This is a genomic window from Dellaglioa sp. CoH-57-MRSF-18 (assembly GCF_056781995.1).
In genome coordinates, this window is the sequence record NZ_JBXAXX010000036.1 from 1 (window position 1) to 673 (window position 673).

At 55.0% G+C, this 673-nt stretch carries 1 protein-coding gene; it reads left to right on the plus strand.

All coding sequences use genetic code 11. The features are described 5' to 3' along the window. The first annotated feature begins 109 nt into the window (after positions 1-109). Positions 110-370, plus strand: coding sequence for a hypothetical protein (locus AC1RPG_RS07905; RefSeq protein ID WP_289862521.1), 261 nt, complete (start codon positions 110-112; stop codon positions 368-370). Positions 371-673 lie beyond the last annotated feature (303 nt).

The following is a 673-nucleotide window of genomic DNA, read 5'->3' on the forward strand; positions in this document are numbered from 1 at the left end:
CTCGTATACTGGCACACGCGCCGACGATTCTACGAAGTGCTAACGCGTTGATTGCACAGGGCAATCTGTTTGTGCAGATTGCCCTGTCGTGTTGTGGGGAAACAACGAAATGAAAAAACGCAAAATAACGCTTGCGGGCCGCGCCGCACGCGCGTATAGTTACACCCATCGACAGCGCAATAACGAAAGGGGTAACAAAATGGAAAACGGTCTGAATCTTACGGGGATGCGTGTTGCACTGGCCGCACGCTTTGGCGCAGACAATGTGCGCACGACCGTGATTGACGGCGTTGAATGGGTCGAAATCGCGGGCACCGGCCGTAACGGTCAACGCGTATGGCATCGTGCGGGGCGCGTCAATGCAATGTAAACCGCGCGTGCAGCGCGCCGCCTACGGCTGGCGCGTGAGCTTTGATGGTGTATCGATGCCGTTTCGCACATGGGAACGGGCTGTGTCGTACGCAGCGCGCATCCGCATAATCTAAAGGGGCCAATCGGCCCCTTTCCTTTTGCCTAATACCTGAGTGATTTAGTCGGATACTGTTGACGCGGCACCCGACAGTCTATAGAATGCTTCTCATAGGCTCACGTGAGCCATTAACCCGAGGCTTAAAAATGATCTTAACGTTTGGCACCTTTCTTTGCTGTGCGATTGCCGCCGTCGCGATTGTCG